Annotated in this window: 19 protein-coding genes, 1 tRNA gene and 1 pseudogene; 10 read left to right on the top strand and 11 right to left on the bottom strand. The window is 64.0% G+C overall.

Annotated elements, in window-relative coordinates; all coding sequences use genetic code 11:
• The first annotated feature begins 14 nt into the window (after positions 1-14).
• The 4 genes from P2G67_RS08475 (at position 15) to P2G67_RS08460 (ending at position 3,636) form a co-directional block, all read left to right on the top strand.
• Positions 15-767 carry an SDR family NAD(P)-dependent oxidoreductase gene (locus P2G67_RS08475; RefSeq protein WP_275821996.1) on the top strand — a complete coding sequence of 251 codons (753 nt, stop codon included), beginning with the start codon at positions 15-17 and terminating at the stop codon, positions 765-767.
• Positions 768-835: 68 nt separating this feature from the next.
• On the top strand, positions 836-1,801 hold the full coding sequence (locus P2G67_RS08470; protein ID WP_275821994.1) for a TRAP transporter substrate-binding protein: 966 nt from the start codon (positions 836-838) through the stop codon (positions 1,799-1,801).
• Positions 1,801-2,370, top strand: coding sequence for a TRAP transporter small permease (locus tag P2G67_RS08465; RefSeq protein ID WP_275821992.1), 570 nt, complete (start codon positions 1,801-1,803; stop codon positions 2,368-2,370). Before P2G67_RS08470 ends, P2G67_RS08465 begins: the two co-directional genes overlap by 1 nt.
• 9 nt (positions 2,371-2,379) lie before the next feature.
• The gene (locus P2G67_RS08460; RefSeq protein WP_275821990.1) at positions 2,380-3,636 is read left to right on the top strand and encodes a TRAP transporter large permease; all 1,257 of its coding nucleotides are present in this window, start codon (positions 2,380-2,382) and stop codon (positions 3,634-3,636) included.
• A gap of 24 nt (positions 3,637-3,660) precedes the next feature.
• Here P2G67_RS08460 and P2G67_RS08455 read toward each other — a convergent pair whose 3' ends face one another.
• Together P2G67_RS08455 and P2G67_RS08450 are read right to left on the bottom strand one after the other, a co-directional pair.
• The gene (locus P2G67_RS08455) at positions 3,661-4,659 is read right to left on the bottom strand and encodes a LysR substrate-binding domain-containing protein (protein ID WP_275821987.1); all 999 of its coding nucleotides are present in this window, start codon (positions 4,657-4,659) and stop codon (positions 3,661-3,663) included.
• A 326-nt stretch (positions 4,660-4,985) separates the two neighbouring features.
• A complete protein-coding gene (locus P2G67_RS08450; RefSeq protein WP_275821985.1) occupies positions 4,986-5,708 on the bottom strand; it encodes a GntR family transcriptional regulator in 723 nt (240 codons plus the stop codon).
• Positions 5,709-5,860: 152 nt separating this feature from the next.
• Here P2G67_RS08450 and P2G67_RS08445 point away from each other — a divergent pair, with 152 nt between their 5' ends.
• The 6 genes and pseudogenes from P2G67_RS08445 to P2G67_RS08420 form a co-directional block, all read left to right on the top strand.
• Positions 5,861-7,951 carry a hydantoinase/oxoprolinase family protein gene (locus P2G67_RS08445; protein WP_275821983.1) on the top strand — a complete coding sequence of 697 codons (2,091 nt, stop codon included), beginning with the start codon at positions 5,861-5,863 and terminating at the stop codon, positions 7,949-7,951.
• Positions 7,948-9,672 carry a hydantoinase B/oxoprolinase family protein gene (locus P2G67_RS08440; protein ID WP_275821982.1) on the top strand — a complete coding sequence of 575 codons (1,725 nt, stop codon included), beginning with the start codon at positions 7,948-7,950 and terminating at the stop codon, positions 9,670-9,672. The genes P2G67_RS08445 and P2G67_RS08440 overlap by 4 nt, the downstream gene beginning before the upstream one ends.
• Before the next feature lie 76 nt (positions 9,673-9,748).
• Positions 9,749-10,744, top strand: a complete 996-nt coding sequence (locus tag P2G67_RS08435) for a TRAP transporter substrate-binding protein (protein ID WP_275821980.1) — start codon at positions 9,749-9,751, stop codon at positions 10,742-10,744.
• 205 nt (positions 10,745-10,949) lie between these two features.
• Entirely contained in the window at positions 10,950-11,489 is a 540-nt protein-coding gene (locus P2G67_RS08430) for a TRAP transporter small permease subunit (RefSeq protein WP_275821979.1), read from the top strand.
• A 15-nt stretch (positions 11,490-11,504) separates the two neighbouring features.
• The gene (locus tag P2G67_RS08425; RefSeq protein ID WP_275821977.1) at positions 11,505-12,815 is read left to right on the top strand and encodes a TRAP transporter large permease; all 1,311 of its coding nucleotides are present in this window, start codon (positions 11,505-11,507) and stop codon (positions 12,813-12,815) included.
• 17 nt (positions 12,816-12,832) lie between these two features.
• Positions 12,833-13,395 (top strand): annotated as a pseudogene (locus tag P2G67_RS08420) (transposase); the annotation flags it as partial.
• Positions 13,396-13,691: 296 nt separating this feature from the next.
• On the opposite strand, the gene P2G67_RS08415 reads toward P2G67_RS08420, so the two are convergent.
• The 9 genes from P2G67_RS08415 to cysE form a co-directional block, all read right to left on the bottom strand.
• Positions 13,692-13,767: transfer RNA gene (locus tag P2G67_RS08415), tRNA-Lys, on the bottom strand.
• 167 nt (positions 13,768-13,934) lie between these two features.
• Complete coding sequence (gene coaD / locus P2G67_RS08410; RefSeq protein WP_275821975.1) at positions 13,935-14,483, bottom strand: pantetheine-phosphate adenylyltransferase; 549 nt, start codon at positions 14,481-14,483, stop codon at positions 13,935-13,937.
• A 45-nt stretch (positions 14,484-14,528) separates the two neighbouring features.
• On the bottom strand, positions 14,529-17,372 hold the full coding sequence (gyrA, locus tag P2G67_RS08405) for a DNA gyrase subunit A (protein WP_275822198.1): 2,844 nt from the start codon (positions 17,370-17,372) through the stop codon (positions 14,529-14,531).
• 517 nt (positions 17,373-17,889) lie between these two features.
• Positions 17,890-18,411, bottom strand: a complete 522-nt coding sequence (ssb, locus tag P2G67_RS08400; protein ID WP_275821973.1) for a single-stranded DNA-binding protein — start codon at positions 18,409-18,411, stop codon at positions 17,890-17,892.
• A 102-nt stretch (positions 18,412-18,513) separates the two neighbouring features.
• Entirely contained in the window at positions 18,514-19,188 is a 675-nt protein-coding gene (gene tenA / locus P2G67_RS08395) for a thiaminase II (protein WP_275821971.1), read from the bottom strand.
• 4 nt (positions 19,189-19,192) lie between these two features.
• Positions 19,193-19,525: a ferredoxin family 2Fe-2S iron-sulfur cluster binding protein gene (locus tag P2G67_RS08390; protein ID WP_275821969.1), complete on the bottom strand. Its 333-nt coding sequence runs from the start codon at positions 19,523-19,525 to the stop codon at positions 19,193-19,195.
• A gap of 107 nt (positions 19,526-19,632) precedes the next feature.
• Positions 19,633-20,769 (bottom strand): cysteine desulfurase family protein, encoded by a 1,137-nt coding sequence (locus P2G67_RS08385; RefSeq protein WP_275821967.1) that lies wholly within the window; start codon positions 20,767-20,769, stop codon positions 19,633-19,635.
• An 11-nt stretch (positions 20,770-20,780) separates the two neighbouring features.
• On the bottom strand, positions 20,781-21,239 hold the full coding sequence (locus P2G67_RS08380; RefSeq protein WP_275821965.1) for an Rrf2 family transcriptional regulator: 459 nt from the start codon (positions 21,237-21,239) through the stop codon (positions 20,781-20,783).
• A 27-nt stretch (positions 21,240-21,266) separates the two neighbouring features.
• Positions 21,267-22,034, bottom strand: coding sequence for a serine O-acetyltransferase (cysE, locus tag P2G67_RS08375; RefSeq protein WP_275821963.1), 768 nt, complete (start codon positions 22,032-22,034; stop codon positions 21,267-21,269).
• Between the last annotated feature and the right edge of the window lie 102 nt (positions 22,035-22,136).

Here is a 22,136-nt window from a genome sequence, read left to right as displayed (position 1 = left end):
GGAGACAGTCGGCCATGGGCCTGATGGACAATAAGTTTGTAATTGTGACTGGCGCGGCGAGCGCGCGTGGTCTGGGCAAGGCAACAGCGCAGCTCTTTGCCGAGCAGGGCGCGACCGTCGCCATCCTCGACCTCGATGCCGCGGCAGCCGAAGCCGCCGCTGCTGATTTGGGTGAGGGGCACCGAGGCCTAGCCTGCGACGTCACCGACAAGGCGGCTTGCGAAGCAGCTGCCCGAGATCTCGAAGGCGAATGGGGACGCATCGACGTGCTCGTCAACAACGCCGGGATCACCCAGCCCCTGAAGTTCATGGAGATCGCTCCAGAGAACTACGAGGCCGTTCTCGACGTGAACCTGCGTGGCACGCTTTACATGAGCCAAGCGGTGGTGCCTGGCATGCGGGCACGCAAGTACGGCAGTATCGTCAATCTGTCGTCCGTTTCCGCCCAGCGCGGCGGTGGCATCTTTGGCGGCCCGCATTACTCCGCTGCCAAGGCTGGAGTGCTTGGCCTCACGAAGGCCATGGCGCGCGAACTGGCGCCGGACAATGTCCGCGTGAACGCGATCTGTCCCGGCTTTATCGCGACTGACATCACTGCCGGGAAACTCACCCCGGAAATGCACGAGCAAATTCTGGCCGACATTCCCATGGGTCGGGCTGGCGCAGCTTCAGATGTGGCAGGTTGCGCTCTCTTTCTCGGCTCGGATCTGTCAGCCTACTGCACAGGAACCGAGGTCGATGTGAACGGTGGATCCCTGATCCACTGATATGCCGGCGGCGCCACGGCAAAAGGCGCCGCTTGTACTTGTTGCTCAAAAATAGGAGAGGAAACACTATGAAGACGTCGCTTTGGGCCGTTTTGGCATCAACCACCATCCTGGCCGGCGCTGCTCAGGCCGAGGAAGTGATTTTTGCGCACGGCGAGAACCCGGGCAACCCGCGCTACGTCGCTGCGGAAGAGTGGGCAGAAATCTTTACCGCCTGCAGCGAAGGCGCCCATACGGTCAATGTCGCCGCCTCAGCCACGCTGGGCGATGACTCGGAAATGCTGACCTCCGCCTCTGCGGGGGTAATTCACATCACTGCCAACAGCCAGGGCGCCATGAGCCAGATGGTTCCGGAGATCGGTCTGCTTGGTTTGCCCTTCCTGTTCGAGGATCTGCCGACTGCCTGGGAGGTGCTCGACGGTGACGTGGGCGCCATGATCGATGAGCGCGCCCAGAGTGCCGGCCTGAAGATCCTCGGCTACTGGGACAACGGCATCCGCAATGTCACCCATCTGAACAAGCACGTCTCCGAGCCTGCCGATCTGGCCGGCATGAAGATCCGCACCCCACCGGGTGAAATGGCGATCGCGATCTTTGAGGAGCTGGGTGCATCTCCGGCGCCGCTTGCCTGGTCCGAGGTTCCTTCCGCCCTGCAGTCGGGCGTCTTCGATGGTCAGGAAAACCCGCTTACCAATATCTATACGGCGAACCTCCACGAGATCACGCCCTACATCACCCTGACCGGTCACATGTACGAAGCCACGCCAGTTGCTGCCGGGCTGGCCTGGTGGTCCGGCCTCGATGAGGCGACGCAGAACTGCGCTCTGCAGGCGACGGCAGAGGCCGGTGAGTTGCAGCGGAGTCTGTCTCTGGCAGCGGACGAGGAGCTGCGGCCGAAGATGGAGGAAGAAGGCGCCATCTTTGCCGAAGCCGACAAGGCAGCCTATCAGTCGGCTACGCAGGCTGTGTATGACGCCTACGCCGAGCGTTATCCGGAACTGGTCGCAGCCCTTCGGGAAGCGGCGGGTCACTAATGTCCTTCGGCTCCGATGACAGCCGACAGGAAGGCGGGAAGAGGCCGAAAGGCCTCTTCCTCGCCGTGGCTGAGGGACTGGTCTCGGCTCTCGACTGGAGTGGCCGTCTCATCGCCGTGGTCTGTCTCGGCGTCATGTTTGCAGCCCTGTTCGTCAACGTTGTCCTTCGCTATACGCTGGGCTCGGGCATAACCTGGGCCTACGAAATCCATGCCATCCTGTTGCCCTGGCTGGTGGCCGGCGGCATCGTCATCGCCACGGCGCGCGGGCGTCACGTCGCGGTGAGCCTACTGTCGAACCTGCTGACCGGTCGCGCGCTGTCGGTTCTTGTTCTGATCATTCAGGCGGCAATCCTCGTCATCTCGCTCAGCATCCTCTGGTCGAGCCAGCCGATCCTGAAGGCATCCACATTCCAGACTCTCGCCACACTCGGGATCAAGCAGGTCTGGGGCTACTCGAGCCTCGCCTATGCCTTCGGCGCCATGGCGGTGATCGCTGGCCTTGATATCCTGCAGATTCTCGCGGGCAAGCCGCCTGCGAGCCAGACCCCCGAAGCAAGCCTGAGTTAAGAGGCCATCATGACTGCGCCCTTCGTTCTGGTGTTCTTCCTGCTTCTGGTGATCGCGGTGCCGGTAGCCCACGCCATGCTTGGAGGCGTCGCCGTCGCGCTTTGGCTGGATGGGAAGCCGATGGCGGCCATCGCCCAGCGCCTATACACGCCCACGCAAAGCTTCCCCATGCTCGCCATTCCCTTCTTCATTCTGGCGGGCAACCTCATGATGTCGGGCAAGTTTGGCGTCTACCTCGTGAACATTGCACGATTGATCGTCGGGCGTCTCAAGGGTGGCCTGGGACACGTTTCCATCATGGGATCGGTGATGTTTGGCGGCGTTTCCGGATCGGCAGTTGCGGACGCTTCGGCATTGGGCAACGCGCTCATCCCGGTGCAGATCAAACAGGGCTACCCCCGAGCCTTCGCATCCGCGATAACGGCCTCCTCAGCGTCCGTTTCGGTGCTGATTCCACCGTCCATCCCGCTGATCCTTTACGGCCTGATCTCCAACGTTTCCATCGTCAACCTTTTCATCGCTGGGATCCTTCCGGGACTTCTTCTGGGCCTGGGATTGCTGCTGGCCGTCGCTGTCGTGGCCCAGGTGCGCAACCTGCCACGCTCTCCATTGGAAGGCGGGTTTCGGGCGTTCAAACCGCAGATCCTGTCGGCCATACCCGCGCTGTTGATGCCGGTCTTCATCATCGGGACGTTGCGATTCGGGCTGGCCACGCCGACGGAAGTCAGTGTGCTTGCTGTTGCCTACGCCCTGGCAATCAGCGGCCTTATCTACCGCGACCTCACTTGGCGCGGCATCTGGTCCGCTTCGGTGGATACAGCCCTGATGACCGGGGCGGTCATGATCATCATCATGGCCTCCTCCACCGTGCAGTGGTTGTTGACCGCCGAACGGGTGCCGCAGGAGCTTGCCATGTGGGTGCAGGCGAGCTTTTCGGAGCCCTGGATGGTCATCCTCGCGCTCAACATCGCGATGATCATCGTGGGGGCATTCCTCGATCTGCCCGCCGCCGTCCTCCTGCTCGGGCCTCTGTTCGTGACCATCGCGCAGGCGATCGGGCTCGACCCGGTGCAGTTGGGACTTATAATGGTGGTGAACCTGTCGATCGGTCTCTTCACGCCGCCCGTTGGAACAACCTTGTTCATCTCAGCCGCAATCTCCGGCGCCAAGATCGGGGAAACGGTAAAGGCGCTGATTCCCTTCTATTTGGTGGCCCTGGTGGTCCTGGCGCTCATCTCCTACGTTCCAGCGCTCACTATCTATTGATTTGGCGAGGCGGCGGCGGGCGCATCAGCCTGTCTCCGTCTCGGCGCCCTCCTCGGACTCCGGCCCGCTCGGCCCACTTTCCGGACGGAAACGGCAGCCAAGATCCACCAGCAGGCGGCGCGCTGCTGCATCATGGCTGCTGGCCACCTCCGCCAACCAATCGGCAAAGCGGCCCACAATGCGCCGGTTGAAATGCCGGGGCGGACAGACGAGCCAGTAGGCCGGGAAGTCGATCACTTCAAACTCAGTCGAAAAAGGCACCAGTTCTCCCCGCTGAAGCTCAGGCAAACAGAGCGTGACGCTGTCGAGCGCCAATCCGCCCCCCTGTTTGGCGAGTTCGATGGACATGGAAGAGCGATCGAAACGAAAGGGGTAGCTGAGGTTGGCGACTTCGACCCGATGTGCCGCCAGCCATATATCCCAGCGGTAGAGCATCTTTACGCTGTCGATCAGACGCGCGGCGCGCAACTGCTCAACGGGATCGTCAGAAACAGTTCGAAGCTGCGCAAGATAGTCGGGACTGCAAAGCGGCAAGACCAGGTCATTCATGACCTTATTGACTGTAAGCCCTGCCCAACCGCCCAGGCCGTAGCGTAGATCGAAATCGACAGATTCCGTTTCAAAGGCCGTGAAATCCGGCGTGGCATCTATCCGGATGTTCCAGTCACGATTTTGTGCTGCGAAGTCGGCAATGCGCGGGCCCAGCCAGCGTACTCCGAAGCTGGGGCTGACCCGAATGACGAGAGTGCGCACGTTTCTCTGCAGCGATATAGCGCTGCGCGCGTTGCGGATTGCCCTGAACGCCTGAGTGGTGGTCTGGAACAGGCGGTCGCCATCCAAGGTCAGCACGAGCCTGCGCTTTTCCCGCCGAAACAGGCGCACGCCAAATTGCTCTTCAAGAATGCGGATCTGTTGACTGACCGCCGAGGGAGACACGGCCAGTTCCGCCGCAGCCTTGGTCACGGTTCCCAAACGCGCCACAGCCTCAAAGTACTCGGTGGCTCTCAAATTGATGTCACGCATATGCAGATTTGAACCGGGCCAGCACCCTGTGCACGAAGGGAAACTTCAGGTTAACACAGCTCCGGCTGAAAAGCTGGTACGGAGGCCTCCAAGCGGGATTCGACACAAGAGGGGGAGGCGCCAAAAAAGGACATCTGCCGGCTGAGGGCCTGGCCGATCTGATACCCAAAGTACCATCGGCACACAGATAGTGGTCATGAGCGCTACTCCATGAGCCTGGATCCTGCTTGAGCGGAGCCTCGGATTCTGGATCCTGTCACCACTCGGAATGTGTGGCGGGCATGGCAACCCAAATGCTTCTCCTTTTGGTCAGGATGGGTTGGGCATCATACGCGCAGATGTGAGAGCAAGCCGTCAATCGGGATCAGGGTCTGGGCGACCCGATTGCGGAAGAGGATAGTGTGTTCTGCTGCAAGTCGCTCTGCCTCGTCGGCATCCTGTTGTAGTAGCGCGTTGTAGAGCGCGTGATGCTCCGAGGTTGTGCGGTCCACATGCGCGCTCAGGGGCGGAGCCTCCCTGTCGTTCTCCTCGCTGAAGCAAACCCGTGCGACACGCAGGCCTTCTGTCATGACGCGGCTGTAGGACCGCTCCAGGTACTCGCTGTGAGCGGCCACGGCGATTGCCATGTGGAAGCGATAGTTGGACTCGGCCATATCCAGGCTCTCGACCCGCTTTCCGCTTTCCTCGAAGGCCTGGATGTGGGGCTCGATCGCCGCCAGATCCTCCCCTGTGCGTCGGAGGGCCGCCAAGCGGCTGACCGCGCGTTGCAAGAGGTCGAGTGCCTCAAAGAAGGTCCGCAGGTTGCTGATGTCCAGCGGGGCAACCCGGGCGCCGCGACCGCGTTGCAATACGACGAGCCCTTCTGACGCCAGCCGGATGAGCGCCTCGCGGATGGGCGTGCGCGAGAGGCCGAGCAAGGTGCAAAGCGCTCCTTCCTCCAATTCCGCACCGGGAGAAAACTCCAGGCGCAAGATGCGGGCGCGTATCTCCGTATAGGCTCTCTGCCTGCCACTCCCGTTGGTCAAGTCATGCACTTTTGCTGCTGCCATGTCTCATTTCACCAGGTTGTCTCTAGCCCATTCGACACGCCTCTGTCCCGCGATGGATGGTGCAGATCGCATCGCGCGGCACCTGCTTGACGCCGTGTATACGTCACGTATACCGTATTGCCTCTGAGGACACAGGGAAAGGCCAAGGGCAGATGGCGGACGGGATCAAGCAGGCATCGGATGCTGGCTCCGGCTGGATAGTGGGCGTCGACGTCGGCGGAACTTTTACCGATTTCTATGGCTTCGACAGGGCCACCGGCACGATTCAGCTGCACAAGACGCCTTCCACCCCTGACAATCCCGCCAAGGCGATTGTTTCCGGCTTGCGGGATATGGGCGCATCCAAAGCGCTGCCCTTGTCTGCGGTAACCAACCTGGCGCACGGCACAACGGTCGCGACAAACGCCCTGATTCAGCGAAAAGGTGGAACGGTGGCCGTGATAACCACGCGCGGCTTTCGTGATCTGCTGGAAATCGGGCGTCAGGTCCGCCCCCGAATGTATGACTTAAAGGCGGATTACCCGGCTCCACTGGCCAAGCGCGAGCATCGTTTCGAGATCACGGAGCGGGTCGGTCCGGAAGGACAGATCATAACGCCGCTCGATGAGACGGAGCTGGAAGAGATTGCGCAAGCGCTCACCGCGATCAAGGCAGAAGCCTGCGCGGTATGCCTGCTCTTCTCCTACATCAATCCTGCGCACGAAGAGCGTATCGGGACCTGGCTGAGAGAACGCCTTCCGACCCTCGCAGTTTCCCTGTCCAGCGAGGTTCAGCCCGAGTTCCGGGAGTATGAGCGCTTCTCCACCGCGCTCCTCAACACCTACCTGCAGCCAATCTTCGCCGGCTATATGAGCCACCTTGAGCAGGAGTTGGCAGAACTGACGCCAAAGGCGCGCGTCGGCATCAACCAGTCCAGCGGTGGCCTGATGTCGATTGCGCGGGCGCGCAGCTTTCCCATCCGTACCGCACTGTCCGGCCCAGCCGCCGGGGTGATGGCGGCAATTCATACCGCGCGCCAGTCTCAGAGGCCCAATGTCATCACGCTCGACATGGGAGGGACAAGCGCGGACGTCGCCCTGATCCGGAACTGCGAAGCAGGCCTCGCCTTCGATCGTGAGGTTGCCGGCTTCCCGGTGCGCCTCCCCATGGTCGATATCAACACGGTCGGCGCCGGCGGCGGCTCGATTGCGTGGTTCGAGCGCGACGGTCTGCTGAAGGTCGGCCCCTTGAGCGCCGGGGCGGACCCCGGCCCTGCCTGCTACCGCCGTGGCGGCGATCAACTCACGGTGACTGACGCCAACGTCGTGCTTGGACGTCTCTCCGCCCGCGGATTGCTTGGCGGATCGATGTCGCTCGATGTGGCTGCCTCCCGCGCCGTCACGGCACCGATCGCGGAACGACTTGGCTTCTCCATCGAGAAAACGGCTCAGGGCGTGCTCGGAATCGTGACGGCCAACATGGTTCGGGCAATTCGGGCGATCTCGGTCGAGCGCGGACACGACCCGCGCCAGTTCACCTTGATGCCGTTCGGTGGAGCGGGCCCCCTTCATGCCAACGCGGTGGCACGCGCCCTGGGGATCCACGAAATCCTGGTGCCGCTCGCCCCGGGCATCCTCTGTGCCCAGGGTCTGGTCGTCGCCGACATCAAGGAAGATCTCGTGCGCAGCCGGCGGCTGCCCGTCGTGGATGACAGCCTGCCAGAGCTGCAGACACTCCTCGAGGAGCTCGCTGCCGAAGCACAGCCATGGTTTGAACAGGAAGAGATACCCGTTGAGGCACGACTGCTCCAGGTGAGCCTCGACATGCGTTATGAAGGGCAGAATTTCGAATTGCGCGTTCCCGTCGACGTCGACGTCGCGGCGCCCCGCCTGCCCGAGGCGAAGGCCTTGCGGCAGCTCTTCTTCGAGGAGCACGAAAGCAGCTATGGGTTCTTCAATCCCGAGGATCCGGTGGAGGTGATCAACCTGCGCCTGACAGCCCTTGGTGCGCTACCGCCCCCACGGGCTCCCTCTGCGCCGGAAGGAGCCAGCCTGCACCCAGAGCCAGTCGAGCGGCGGCCGGTCTGGTTCGATGAAGCAGACTCGCACGACACCCCGGTCTACCGTCGCGAGGCGCTGGCCCCCGGCTGCATCATCCCCGGCCCTGCCGTCATCGACCAGTTCGATGCCACCACCCTCGTTTATCCGGGTGACACCGCTCGCGTCGACGACGCTCTCAACCTGATGATCGAGATCGCGCCATGAAATCCATCCCTCTGCTGTCGGACGAGGCCACCCGAAAGGCGCTCGACCCCATCACCCTCGAGATCCTCTCGAATGCCCTTCGCTCCGTTGCCGACGAGATGTTTGCGGCGCTTATGCGCAGCGCATACTCGACGAACATCAAAGAACGGCACGACCATTCGACAGCCTTCTGCGATCGGGCCGGGCGCCTCATCGTGCAGGCGGAGCAGTCACTGCCGATCCACATTGCCTCCATGACCGGGCTGATGCGCACGCTCCTGGAGAAGTACGACCTCTCCGAGATCGAGGAAGGTGACGTTTTCGTCGCCAACGACCCCCACGTGGCAGGGGGAACGCACCTGCCGGACATCAATCTGGCCGCCCCGGTCTTCGTGGACGGCCGCCTGCTGGGCTTCATCTGCAACATCGCCCATCACGCCGACGTGGGCGGGATGGCACCAGGTTCCATGGCCGGCGGAATGACGGAGATCTATCAGGAGGGGTTGCGCATTCCGCTGGTTCGCCTCTTCCGCCGGGGCGAGATTCAGGCCGATTTATTCGAGCTGCTGCTGCTCAACGTACGGATTCCGACGGAACGGCGCGGCGACTACTTTGCCCAGATCGCTGCCTGCCGCCTTGGTGTGCGGCGCATGATCGAAATTGTGGCGACCCATGATATCTCGCTGCTGGAAGCGGCGTTCGACGAGATCGTCGTCCGCACCGAACAGCGGCTGCGCACAGCGCTGAAAGCCATTCCCGATGGCAGCTACAGCTTTGAAGACGTGATGGACGACGACGGGGCCGGCACTGTGGATATCCCGATCCGTCTGACGGTCACAGCCCGCAACGGCGCCTTGACTTTCGATTTCAGAGAGACGGCACCGCAAGTGCGCGGCAACATCAACCTGCCCGTCAATGCCACCCAGGCCGCGGTCTGCTACGCCATCAAGGCGCTGCTCGATCCGGACGTGCCCAACAACCAGGGCATCATCGAGTGCTGCGAAATCAAAACGACACCGGGCACCCTGCTCGACTGCACCTTCCCGGCGCCCGTCGCCGCGCGCGCCAACACCTCGCAGCGGGTGATCGACGTCATCATCGGCGCGCTTGCAGCGGCCCTGCCCGAAAATGTGGTCGGCGCCGCCAACGGCGCCAACACCACGGCGGTTTTTGCCGGTCGCGACCCACGCAACGGCAACCATTATCTCTATTTCGAGACCCTGGGCGGCGGCTTTGGCGGGCGCAATGATCGTGACGGCAAGGACGGGGTGCAGGTGCATATCACCAACACCTCCAATCTGCCGATCGAGGCGATCGAAACCGAGTATCCGCTGCGGGTCGAGAGCTACGGATTCGTGGAGGACTCCGGTGGCGCCGGCCAGTGGCGTGGCGGTCTGGGCTTGCGGCGGGTCATCCGCCCGGTGGACCACACCTGCCTCTTCAACGGCGCGGGCGAGCGCTTTCGCCATCAGCCCTGGGGCATTTTTGGCGGGCAGGCCGGCCGCTCAGGTCGCTTCGAGCACGTTGACGGCGAAGGCAGCACCCAGGTGCTCGACGTGAAGCCATCGGGAATCGATGTCGGCCCCGATGAGCACATCGTTGTAGAGACACCAGGAAGTGGGGGGTACGGTGAACCGAAGCAAAGGCAGAGTGAACTACTGGCTGAAGATCAGAAGAGTGGCAAATTCAGCAAAAGTTACCTGCAGCGACATTACGAGAATGTTGCATTCTCCGGAGAATGAATCACACCCTCCTTTCTGGTTGCGTTTTCCACTCGTTCAAAAGTCGTCCAACAGGAACAAGGGAGCTTCGACGGTCATGACAAGATACACAACCACTTTGCTCGCGGCAGGTGCCCTGCTGCTTGGCGCTCAAGCGGCCTCTGCACAGAGCATTTCTTGGGATCTGGCCAACGAGTACGAGATCGGTTCGATCCACGGCCAGGCGGCTGAAACCTTCTCCGAAAGACTCGAGGAGCTTTCAAGCGGCGACATTCAGATCATGCGCCATCATGGTTCGTCCCTCGGCTACAAGTCGGTCGACCAGTTCGATGCCGTCGGAGACGGAGCGCTTCCCCTCGCGAGCAGCTACGTGGGGCCCTGGGGCGGCATTGACCCGCTTTTCCTGCTCTCCTCTCTACCCTTCCTGACCCCCACACCGGATGATGTCTGGGAACTCTATCAGGCTGCCAAGCCGGCCTATGCTCAGGTGCTGGAGGACAACAACCAGGTGATGCTGTTTGCGACCCCCTGGCCGCCCAGCGGCCTCTGGGCGAACCAGGCGATCGACTCTCAGGATGCACTGGAAAATCTCCGCATTCGCACCTATGACGCCAACGGCACGATCACCCTGCGTGCCGCCGGCGCGGCCCCCATCCAGCTGAGCTGGGCAGACGTCGTGCCGCAGCTCACCACCGGCGGCCTGGACGGCGTGCTTACCTCAGCGGATGGCGGTGTCGGCGCAAGCCTTTGGGAACAGCAGTCGCACTTCACCGAGGTCAACTACGCCAGCCCGCTTCAGATCGTGCACATCAACCGCGATGAGTATGATCGGCTGAGCGACGAACAAAAGGAATGGCTGCTGGAAGCCGCACGCGCGGGTGAGGAATTCGGCTGGTCAGCGCTGCGCGAACGCGTGGCGGAGAACTACGAAGTGATGCGCAGCCACGGTATGACCGTTGTCGAAGAAGTCGATCCCGCGTTTCTCGATCTTTTGCGGAAAGCGGGTACCGAGGCCATCGAGCAGTGGAATTCACAGCTCGGCGAACGCGGCGCAGTGATCCTCAGGGAGTACGAGGAAAGGCAGCAGAATTAGAGCAGATCGCCTCAAAACGGGTTCGCGAAGCGACGCGATTTGAAGCGTGAATCTGCACTACACTCTTGATTCAGAGCGGATTGACGCGTTTGTTCTGAACGCTGCGCGTTACAGATCAAACGTGATCCGCCCTAGCAGGTTCTGCAGTGGTCGGCGGCACGGCAGTGCGTGTCGCCGACACTTTCCCTAAAAGCGAGGAGCGATGATGCGCCTCCTGCAGACGGCAATATTTGCCCTCTCCCGACTGGCCGGCGGCTTAGCCGGCCTTCTGCTTGTGGCCATGGTTCTCCACATTCTTCTGGAGATCGTTCTTCGTGCCTTTTTTTCGACCTCGACCTTCGTTCTGGACGAGTTCGTGGGCTACGGCGTGGCGGCGATCACCTTCCTGTCCCTCGGCTATACGCTGGAACATGGCGAACTGATCCGCGTGAACCTGCTCCTCTCACGTTCTCGTGGTTGGGCCCGAAGAGCGCTTGAGGTGCTGGCCGCCAGTTTCACGCTCGCGCTTCTGACTTTCCTTGGCTGGTTCTTCTGGTTTCGGGTCATGCGCCACGTGACACGGGGCACGGTCAGCAGTTCCATCGCACAGGTGCCGATGTGGATTCCGGAGGGGCTCGTTTTGCTCGGGCTGGGACTCTTCTGGCTGCAGATGCTGGCTTACCTGCTAAGGATGCTGTTCGGGTCCTCTGATCAGGCTAGACCCCTGGCCGTGCGCGGTGCACGCGCCGCCGACAAACAAGAATGAGGCAGCGCTAGCGCCATGGAAGCACTGATCGCAGGGCTGGTGATTCTGGTCCTTATTCTCTTCTTCCTGGGCCTTGGCATATGGGTGTTTGCAGGGCTCTTCCTCGTCAGCGTGTCGGGCCTGGCGCTTCTGCTGGATATGCCGATGCAGCGCATCGGATCGATCGGCACCAGCATCATCTTCCGCTATGGCTCGGCCTGGGAACTGGCCGCCATTCCCATGTTCATATGGATGGGCGAGATCATCTTCCGTACGGACATATCCGATCGCCTTTTCCGCGGCCTCGCCCCGCTGGTTGACTTCGTGCCGGGCCGGTTGCTCCACACTAACATTCTCGGCTGCACGCTCTTTGCGGCCGTCAGTGGGTCCAGCGCCGCCACCACCGCAACAGTAGGCAAGATCACCACCGAGGAACTGGCACGCCGAAAGTACGACACCAACCTCTCAATCGGATCCCTCGCCGGCGCCGGCAGCCTCGGCCTGCTGATTCCGCCGTCCATCGTCATGATCATGTACGGGATCCTTGCCGAGGTATCGATCTCGCGCCTCTTCGCCGCGGGCATCCTGCCGGGACTTCTCGTCGCCGCCATCTACTCCGGCTACATCATGATCGTGTCCCTCTTGTCGAAGGAGGTGGCCCCGGCCGAAGAAAAGCGCCTGTCCCTCGGCCAAAGGCTCCGCGGCGTCGCCAACCTCCTGCCGGTCTTCTTCCTGATGGTGCTGGTCCTTGGCGCCATTTACAGCGGCCTGGCAACCCCATCAGAAGCGGCAGCCGTCGGCGTTGCCGCGGCCATCCTCGTCGCCGCCGTCATGCGTCAGCTCAGTTGGCAGATATTTGTCGAGTCCCTGATGGGCGCCGTGCGGACCTCCTGCATGGTCTGCATCATCCTGATCGCAGCAGCCTTTCTCTCCACCGCGATGGGCTACCTCCACGTGCCGCAAAACATCGCGCAAACGATCAGCCAGTTGAACCTCACGCCCTTCACACTGATCCTGGTCCTGTCGCTTTTCTACGTGCTTCTCGGCCTGTTTCTCGACGGCATCTCGATCATCGTCATGAGCCTTCCGATCACACTGCCGCTGGCAACCATGGCAGGCTTCGATCCTGTCTGGTTCGGCGTCTATCTCGTGCTCATGGTCGAGCTTGCACAGATCACCCCACCGGTGGGCTTCAACCTCTTCGTCATCCAGGGGCTGACCGGCCACCCGATCGGGCGCGTCGCCCGCGCCGCCATGCCCTTTTTTTTCCTGATGTGCCTGGCCGTCGCAATCCTGACCATCTTCCCCGGCATCGCCCTCTGGTTGCCGGATATTCTTTTTGGCTAGGCGCCATTGGGCAGTGACGCTACAGTCGATGGCGTTCTTGCCTGGTGACCCGGGTCGGCACGCTGGGGCTGTGGGTGCCGTAAGCACCGCGATAGGCTGTTCTCGGCGCGGCTGTTCGAGCGCTACCAACGCTCCGAGAAGGCCTTAGCGGGGCGCTGGGGGAGATGTATGTGCAGGGTGTTTCGATCGGGAAGGTCAAAGCGATCACCGATGAGCACTGCGGCCACAGCTTCTCGGCGCCGACGATCAGCCAGATCAACACGTGGCTGGACAAGGAGTTGGCGACCTTTGCAGCCCGGCGGCTGACCAAGTGGCGTCCAAGTACCCCAAGCTGACCGACTGGGTCGAGGCGCACATCGAGGACACCCTGATCTACTACCGGCTGCCGCAGCAGCACCACAAGCACATGAAGTCGACCAACATGCTGGAGCGCCTGAACCAGGAGCTGAAGCGGCGCACCCACGTGGTGCGCATCTCTCCCAGCAGTGAAAGCTGCCTGCGACTGATCCGGGCGCTGGCGATCGAGACCCATGAGAACTGGCTGGAGGGCACGCGCTATCTCAACATTGGGAGAAGTTGACGCGCAAAGTCACAACCTATGAACGCGCAGGTTGCTTTACTCCTTAACACTACCGCTTTGGAAACACCACCACCTTGGATCGGTGAATCTAGTTGGTTATGGGCAATTATAAGCAATGTTCTTGCGTTCAAACTGCTTACTCTCGATCTTTCTGCAACAACTTCTGGCACCGGCCTTTCGAGGGGCAGATGTCCGACATCTCCGTAATGATGTCCCGTTGATGTCCCGTTTAGAGCTTTCGATACATAGCCGGACATCAATGCGGGCTTTACGTTATTGTATTTACTAGAGAAAAATGGTGTGCCCGGTAGGACTCGAACCTACGACCCGCTGATTAAAAGTCAGCTGCTCTACCGCCTGAGCTACGGGCACTGCGGCGGCCTAGGTGTCGGGGGACGGGTGTCGCTTGACGGGGCGGCCGGCAGGATGGGCGCGACAATAGGGAGGCGGGGGCGAGGGGTCAACGACGGGTTGGTGGTGGCTCAGCAAGAAACCGTCGCAGGGTCGGAGCCGAACAGCGATGCGGCGAAATCGGCCGCTCAGCCCTCGCCGTCGCGCCGGTTGCGGGCGAACTTTTCGTCCAGGCGTTCGTGTACCAGCGGGGTGACGAAGGAGGACACATCACCGCCGAGCTGGCCGATCTCCTTGACGAAGCGCGAGGAGATGAACTGCTGGCGCTCGCTGGCCATGAGGAAAACCGTTTCGATGTTCGGCTCCAGCCGCGCGTTCATACCGGCCATCTGGAACTCATACTCGAAGTCGGAAACGGCGCGCAGGCCGCGCACGATCACCCGGGCCTTCACCGACTGGCAGAAATGCATCAGCAGACTGTCGAAGGCGCGCACCTCAACCCGGCACTGGTTGGTTTCCTTCTGGGCCACGAGCCGGTCGAGCTCGTGCTGCACCAGTTCCACCCGCTCATCGGTCACGAACAAGGGGCCCTTGCCGGCGTTGCGCGCCACCGCAACGATCAGGTGATCCACCACCTTGGTGGCCCGGCGGATGATGTCGAGATGGCCCAGGGTGATGGGATCGAAGGTGCCCGGATAGACCCCGATGAGCGGCGGATGCTGTGCCTCTAGCGCCATGATCCCTCCATGTCTCGACCCGGCCCTTGCGCGGGCATGCTCGCCCTATGTGCCATTCTCGGGCCCCTCATCGTCAGGCGCATCGTCATCGGGCGCGTCGCTGGCGCGCGGCGCTTCCGATCCCTCGTCCTCAGGCGCCGCCGGCGTCTCTCCGGCCTCCTCGGACGGCTCGCCGTCTTCGTCCTCTTCCGTGTCGAGGTCGGCCATGTGCGCCACCGAGACCACGCGCTCGCCCTCGGCAACGCGGAAGAGCGTGACACCGCGGGTGGTGCGCCCGGCGATGCGGATGTCCTCCACCCCGGTGCGGATCAGTTGCCCGGCATCGGTCACCAGCATGATCTGGTCGCCCGGCCCCACGGGGAAGACGGCCGAGACCCGGGCGCTGCGTCCGCCGCTGCGGCTGAGATCCAAGTTGCCGATGCCCTGCCCGCCGCGCCCGGTGACACGATACTCATAGGCCGAGGTGCGCTTGCCGAAGCCGTCATCGGAGACCGAGAGCAGGAACTCTTCCGCCGCCTGCAGCTCGGCCAGACGCTCGGCCGAAAGCTCGACCTCGCCTGCTGCTTCCTCGGCCAGGCCTTCGCCCTCGCCGTCACCATTGTCGTTGCCAGTGCCATTCTCGGCCCGGCGCTGTGCCGCGGCCCAGCGCAGGTAGGCGACACGTTCCTCCGGTGCAGCCTCGATGTGGCGTAGGATCGACATGGAGATCACGCGGTCGCCCGCCGCCAAGCGGATGCCGCGCACACCGACCGAGCTGCGCCCGGCAAAGACGCGCACGTCATCGACGCGAAAGCGGATGGTCTTGCCGCCGCCCGTGGCCAGCAGCACGTCATCGGCGGGGCTGCAGGTGCGCACCGCCACCAGGTGCCCGTCGGCGGCCTCCAGCTTCATGGCGATCTTGCCGTTGGCCATGACGTTGGTGAAGTCGGACAGGCGGTTGCGCCGCACCGTGCCGGCGGAGGTAGCGAACATGACGTCCATTTCGCCCCAGGTGCTTTCGTCCTCGGGCAGCGCCATCCAGGCGGTGATACTCTCGCCATCCTGCAGTGGCAGGATGTTGACCAGGGCCTTGCCCCGGGCCTGCGGCGTGCCCAAGGGCAGGCGCCAGACCTTGAGCTTGTAGACCATGCCGCGCGAGGAGAAGAAGAGCACCGGCGTATGGGTGTCGCACACGAAGAGCGAGGAGACGAAATCTTCGTCGCGCATCGCCATGCCCGCGCGCCCGCGCCCGCCACGCCGCTGGGCGCGATAGGTCGAGAGCGGCACGCGCTTGATGTAGCCGCCGTGGGTGACGGTGACCACCATGTCCTCGCGCGGGATCAGGTCCTCGATGTCGTGCTCGAACTCGGAGTCCTCGATGGAGGTGCGCCGCGGCGTGCCGAAACGCTCCTTGATGTCCACCAGTTCCCCACGCAGCACCTCCATCAGGCGCTCGCGCGAGCCGAGGATGGCCAGGTACTCGCGGATCTTCGCCGCCAAGCTTTCCAGTTCTCCAGCGATCTTGTCACGCTCGAGCCCGGTCAGGCGCTGCAGGCGCAGTTCCAGGATGGCCTTGGCCTGGGCCTCGGAGAGGCGATAGGTACCGTCTTCCGCCACCTGGTGGCCCGGCTCGTCAATCAGGTCGACCAGCGGGCCCACATCGCCCGCCGGCCAGGAGCGGCCCAGCAGGCCGGCGCGCGCGGTGTCCGGATCCGGCGCATGGCGGATCAGCGCGATCACCTCGTCGATATTGGCGACCGCGATGGCCAGACCCACCAGGACGTGCGCGCGCTCGCGCGCCTTGTTGAGCTCGTAGGCGGTGCGCCGTGCGATCACCTCTTCACGGAAGCGCACGAAGGCGACGATCACCTCGCGCAGGGTCATCATGCGCGGCCGACCGCTGTCGATCGCCAGCATGTTGACGCCGAAGGAGGTCTGCAGCGGCGTGTAGCGGTAGAGCTGGTTCAGGATGACGTCGGACACGGCGTCGCGGCGCAGCTCGATCACCACCCGCAGGCCGTGGCGATCGGACTCGTCGCGAATCTCGCTGATGCCCTCGACGATCTTCTCGCGCACCACCTCGGCGATACGCTCGAGCATCCGGGCCTTGTTCACCTGGTAGGGCACCTCGGTGACGATGATGGCCTCACGCTCGCGCGGCAGCTCCTCGATGTGGGTGCGCGCGCGCATCAGGACCGAGCCACGGCCGGTGCGGTAGGCCGAGCCGATGCCCGAACGGCCGAGAATCAGCCCCCCGGTGGGGAAGTCGGGTCCCGGCACCAGCTGCATCAAGGTCTCGTCGCTGGCCTCCGGGTCGTCGACCAGAGCGCAGCAAGCGTCGATCACCTCGCCCAGATTGTGCGGCGGGATGTTGGTGGCCATGCCGACCGCAATGCCGCCGGCGCCGTTGACCAGAAGGTTGGGAAAGCGCGCCGGAACGACCGTCGGCTCGCTGGTGCTTTCGTCGTAGTTGACCTGGAAATCGACCGTGTCGCGATCGATGTCTTCCAGCAGCGCTTCCGAGGCCACGCGCTGCAGACGCGCCTCGGTGTAACGCATGGCCGCCGGCGGATCGCCGTCCATGGAGCCGAAGTTGCCCTGTCCGTCCACCAGCGGCAGGCGCATGGAGAAGTCCTGCGCCATGCGCACCATGGCGTCGTAGATCGCCGAGTCGCCATGGGGATGGTACTTACCCATGACGTCACCGACGATGCGCGCCGACTTGCGATAGGGCCGGTTCCAGTCGTAGCCCAGCTCCTTCATCGCATAGAGGATGCGCCGGTGCACCGGCTTCAGGCCATCGCGCACGTCCGGCAGGGCGCGCGCCACGATCACACTCATGGCGTAGTCGAGGTAGGAGCGGCGCATCTCCTCTTCGATGGTGATGCCGCCGGTCGCCCCGCCGCTCATGCCGTCGCCACCGCCCGGTGGCAGCCCGCCGCCATCGCCTGAGGCGCCGTTCTCCGGCTCCGGAGGAACCGGGACGCTGTTCTCGTCAATGTCGCTCAAAATCGGACCCGAAATGCAGGTTCAAGGAAGGGAAAGCCCCGTCAGGCCCACCGGCCCCACACCGCGTAGCTTAACAGAGGCCGCAGATGCGAACAAACGCTTCGCGAGGCGCCGCAGCCGTGCCCCCGTCATTGGCAGAGTCATTGGCAGGCGGAACTTGCGTGGACAAATGCAGAACGTGTGCCCGCGTCCAGGGGTTGTGCATTCCCCAGGCCGTCATTGCGAGCGACCAGCGGGAGCGCGGCAATCCAGGGCCAAAGGCAAACCGCCCTGGATTGCCGCATCGGCCTGTCGGCCTCCTCGCAATGACGGGGCTAGAGCCAGCCGGCCTATGCAGACCGGCGCACCGCATGCTCCACGCCGCCGTGACCGGGACTTGGGGCCGCCGTGCGCTGCGATGTCGAAGCCGGCCGCCGGCTCAGAACGGAATTTCGTCGTCCAGATCGCTGGGGGGCGGGGTGGAGCCGCCGCCGGAGGAGCCGCCGCCGGGGGAGCCGCCACCGCCGCCGAAGCCGCGGTCTTCGTAGCCGGCGCCCGACGAGCCCATGCCGCCCTGGCCCCCATAGCCGCCGCCGCCACCGCCATCGGCGCGGGAATCCAGCATGGTGAGCTCACCGCGGAAGGGACGCAGCACGATCTCGGTGGTGTAGCGTTCCTGGCCGGACTGGTCCTGCCACTTGCGGGTCTCCAACTGGCCCTCGATGTAGACCTTGGAGCCCTTGCGCAGGAAGCGCTCGCAGATGGTCACCAGGCCGTCGTTGAAGACGACGATGCGGTGCCACTCGGTCTTTTCCCGCCGCTCCCCAGTCTGCTTGTCGCGCCAGTTCTCGGAAGTGGCCAAAGCCAGGTTGCAGACCCGGCCGCCGCTTTGCATGGTGCGGATCTCGGGGTCGCGCCCCAGATTGCCGACCAGAATGACCTTGTTGACACTGCCCGCCATCGTCTGCGTTCCCGTTTAGTTCGTGCTGTATGCGGGCACCTTAGCGCCCTGTTGCCGCGAGTCCAAGCCGCGCGTTGCGACAATTCCGGCGCGGGGCCCGGCTCAGGGATTGAGACCCATCTCCCAGAAGCCGATTTCCAGCCGCGTTGCGGTCCGGAAGGTCGCTACCAGATCGGGCCAGCGTCCGGAGCGAGTGACCTCGCCCTCGATGCCACGACGGGCCGCCACCCGGTCGAGCTGCGTGGCCGCGACCGCCGCCCCTTCCTGAAACTCCGTCCCGGCGTAGAGCTCGAGCCACTCGCGGTAGGGATTGCCCTCCAGGCGCGTGTCGGGATCGGCCATCAGCCGCCGGCCGATTTCGGCATAGCCCAAGGCACAGGGCGCCAGGGCCACCAGCAGGTCGAGCAGATCGCCGCTCATCCCGCGGTCGAGCACATAGCGGGTGTAGAGGCGGTTGGCGTCGGCCTCCGGGGTGGCAGCAAGCTCCGACTCGCTCAAGCCCCAGCGCGCCGAGAACTTGAGGTGCAGCGGCACCTCCGTGTTGAGCAGCAGGTCGACCAGCGCCGCCGACTGCTTCAGGTCCTCCACCGCGTCGGACTTCACCACCGCCAGGGCATAGGCCCGCGCGTAGTGCAGCAGGAAGACGTAGTCCTGCTTCAGATAGTGCCGGAAGCAGGACTCCGGCAGCCTGCCCGCCGCCAGTTGCCGCACGAAGGGGTGGGTAACGTAGCCCTCCCACTCCTGCGGGCATTCGGCCTTCAGCGCCTCGAAGAGCATGGGCTCAGCCCAGCATCATGTTGCGGGTTTCGCCTGGCAGGCGCACGGTTAGGCCGTCGAGCTCATCGGTGATGATGAGTTGGCAGCCGAGCCGCGAGGTCTTCTGCAGATCGAAGGCAAGGTCGAGCATGTCCTCCTCGTCCTCGCTCGCCTCCGGCAGGCGATCGTACCAGGATTCCTCGACGATCACATGGCAGGTCGAGCAGGCCAGCGATCCCTCGCAGGCTCCCTCGATGTCCACATCGTTGCGATGCGCGATCTCCAGGACCGAAAGTCCGGTTGGCGCCTCGACTTCCTTGCGGTTCCCGTCGCGTTCGATGAACACCATCTTCGGCATAGAGCCAGTCGCTCCTCGTTACAGATCGGCCCGGGCCATAGCAGACACGGCCCGGGAAGTGGAGTGGAAAGGTAAAGGCGCGCCGCCGCGGCCTGCCGCTCGCGGGGTCACGCCACGACCTCGGCTGTCGAAGGGCTGCCCCTCTCGGCCCTGCGCCGGTGCAGCGCGATCCAGGCCGCGGCGAAGGCGTGAAGCTCGGTCTCCTCGCTGGCCCAACCGAAGGAAATGCGCAGCGCGTTCTGCGCCAGGCGCTCGGGCACGCCCATGGCCGCCAGCACATGCGAAGGACCGACCTTGCCGCTGGAACAGGCCGAGCCCGAGGAAACGGCGAAACCCTCCAGGTCGAGCGCCATCAGTTGCAGCTCGGCGCTAAGCCTCGGCGAGGCCAGGCAGGAGGTGCTGGGCAGCCGCTGGACGTTCCGGCCGAAAACCCGGGCCTCCGGCTCCGCGGCGAGCAGCGCCGCCTCCAAATCATCACGCCAGGCGGCGAGCCCTGCCATCCGCTCCAGATCATCGGCTGCCGCCTGCGCCGCGGCACCGAATCCGGCGATCCCGGGCAGGTTTTCCGTCCCGGCGCGCCGGCGCCGCTCCTGGCCACCGCCGCGCAGCATGGGACTGAGGTCCAGGCCGCCACGCAGCCAGAGCGCGCCAACCCCGGCTGGCCCGCCCAGCTTGTGTGCAGAGAGGCTCAGAAGATCCACGTCCAACGCACCGACATTCAAGGGCCGCTTGCCGGCAGCCTGGATGGCATCGCAATGGACCAGCGCCCCGGCGGCGCGCGCGACCTCCACTACCCGTTCAATGGGCTGAATCACCCCCGTCTCGTTGTTGGCGAGTTGCACCGACACCAGCGCCGGCCGCGCTTCGGCCGACAGCATGTCGGCCAGCGCCGCGCAGTCCACACGCCCATCACTGTCCAGCGGGATCAGCTGCGCGCCCTCCACCGCCTCCAGAACCGAGGCGTGTTCTCCGGCCGACAGCAGGATCGCGGAGCGGCCACTGCCGCGCAGGGCGAGGTTGTTGGCTTCGCTGCCGCCGCTGGTGAAGAGGATTTCCGAGGGCCGCGCCGCGATCAGGCCAGCGACAGCCGCGCGGGCCCGCTCCATCACCGCTCTTGCTGCCCGTCCCTCGGCATGGATCGAGGAGGGATTGCCCACACGGCAGAGGACATCGGTCATGACCTCGCGCGCTTGCGGCCGCACAGGGGCCGTAGCGTTGTAGTCCAGGTAGATCCGTCCAGCCATGTCCACGCCTGCTAGGCTGCTGCCACCGGCGTTGCCGGTCGCGACTCGCTGCGCGGCGCCACCCGTCCCGCGACCACGTCAGCCACACTCACCCCACTGAGGTAGAGATAGATCTGGTTGCCCAGTTCCTCCCAGAGGTCGTGGGTCATGCAGCGTCCGACGTCGCCGCGACAGCCCACCGGCTTGCCCGGCGTGCAGCGGGTCGCACGGATCGGCTCATCCACCGCCAGAATGATGTCCGCCACCCGGGTCTGCGCCGCGGGGTGCGCCATCAGGTAGCCGCCGCCTGGTCCGCGGATGGCATCCACCAGTCCGGCACGCCGCAGCTTGGCGAAGAGCTGCTCGAGATAGGACAGGGAGATGCCCTGCCGCTCGGCGATCTCCGCCAGGGTCACCGGCTCCCCCGCGCTGTGTGCGGCGAGGTCGACCAGAGCCATGACGGCATAGCGTCCCTTGGTACTCAGCTTCATCGTCCTACTCCCAGGGCTGCAGGCCGCTCAACAGCTGCCATTGCGCCCATTGTGCGAGGGTCGCGGCTGCGACTCCCCGCGCTCCGATTCCGGCCCAGGGTCAAGGGATGTTGCCCCTGTGCCTTCACGTTCCAGCTCAGCGACCCGGGCGCGCAGGTGCTGCACCTCGTCCAGCAGGCCGTCGAGCGCCCTGGCAATGGGGTCGGGAATGTCGCCGGTCGGCGTACCGTAGGCGACGAAGCGCTCGTCGCTCGGCCGCACCGGCTGCTGCACCGGTCGGGCGGGAATGCCCACAACGGTGACGCCCTCCTCCACCGGCTTGGTGACCACGGCGTTGGCGCCGACCCGGGCGCAGCGCCCCACTGTGATGGGGCCGAGGATCTGTGCGCCGGAGCCCACGATCACCCGGTCTTCCAGGGTGGGATGGCGCTTCTGCTGGCGCTGGGAGTCGCTGTCCACCGAGGGCGCCACGCCGCCGAGGGTGACGTCGTGATAGAGGGTGACATCGTCTCCCACTTCGGCGGTCTCACCGATCACGACTCCCATGCCGTGGTCGATGAAGAAGCGCTTGCCGATACGTGCGCCGGGGTGAATCTCTATTCCCGTCAGCCAGCGACCCAGCTGGGAAATGAAACGTCCGAGCAGGTAGAAGCGGCGGCGCCAGCACGCGTGCGCCAGACGATAGAAGATCATCGCCTGGAAACCGGGGTAGCAGAGCACCACCTCTAGCCCGGAACGAGCGGCCGGATCGCGGGCCATGATGGCCTCGATCTCGGCGCGGAGTGTCTTGAACATGGCTCGACCTGTCGGCTACTGTCGCGGCCCCTGGGGGCTCTCCGACCTGGCATATAGGCTTCCTGAGTAAATTGGTCAACTTTTGACCTGGTGCGGAAGCAC

The organism is Aquibaculum arenosum, assembly GCF_029222965.1.
Classification (GTDB): domain Bacteria; phylum Pseudomonadota; class Alphaproteobacteria; order Kiloniellales; family DSM-21159; genus Aquibaculum; species Aquibaculum arenosum.
This window is presented reverse-complemented; position numbering and strand designations above follow the sequence as displayed.